The sequence below is a fragment of the Vibrio sp. 378 genome, assembly GCF_033339435.1.
This window is the reverse complement of sequence record NZ_JAWOUO010001266.1, coordinates 1-507: the sequence shown is the minus strand read 5'-3', so window position 1 is coordinate 507 and position 507 is coordinate 1. Positions and strand designations below refer to the sequence as shown.

The 507-nt window shown below is 45.6% G+C and carries 2 protein-coding genes; both read right to left on the bottom strand.

Annotated features, from left to right (window positions below; all coding sequences use genetic code 11):
* Positions 1-141, bottom strand: a 141-nt coding sequence (gene mreD / locus R7Q48_RS31485) for a rod shape-determining protein MreD (RefSeq protein ID WP_318134405.1), incomplete at its 3' end; no start/stop codon positions are given.
* The coding region (gene mreC, locus R7Q48_RS31480) for a rod shape-determining protein MreC (RefSeq protein ID WP_318134404.1) at positions 131-507 on the bottom strand (377 nt) is incomplete at its 5' end. The genes mreD and mreC, both read right to left, overlap by 11 nt.

The following is a 507-nucleotide window of genomic DNA, read 5'->3' as shown; positions in this document are numbered from 1 at the left end:
CACCCAATAACACGTCACCAAAAATAGCCATGAAGGACGAAGTAGGTCCAATACTCCGGGCCAAGGAATGGTTTGCAGTACTAGCGCAACGAAGAAACTAACACCAATCACCATTCTGCTACGCAATACATTACTGGCCATTAGTTACCTCTTGTTCTTGCTCTAACCCGTCATTCGCGTTGGATTGCAATACTTTGTGCTGACGATCTTCGTTTGGCCAGATCAACAGCAAGTATCGTAGACGATCAAACTCCACCACAGGTTCGGCTTTGATCGATGCAAACTCTTGACGAGTATCGTGATCCACATTCGTGACCGTCGCCACAGGGTAGCCTTCAGGGTAAATGCCTCCCAGACCGGATGTCACAAGTAAATCACCGACTTGAATATCTGTACTGGTTGGAATGTGTTCCAGTTGGATTTCATCCATTTCCCCATTACCTGATGCAATCACTCGAATATCATTACGAATGACTTGAACTGGAATGGCATTTTTTGCATCTGTCA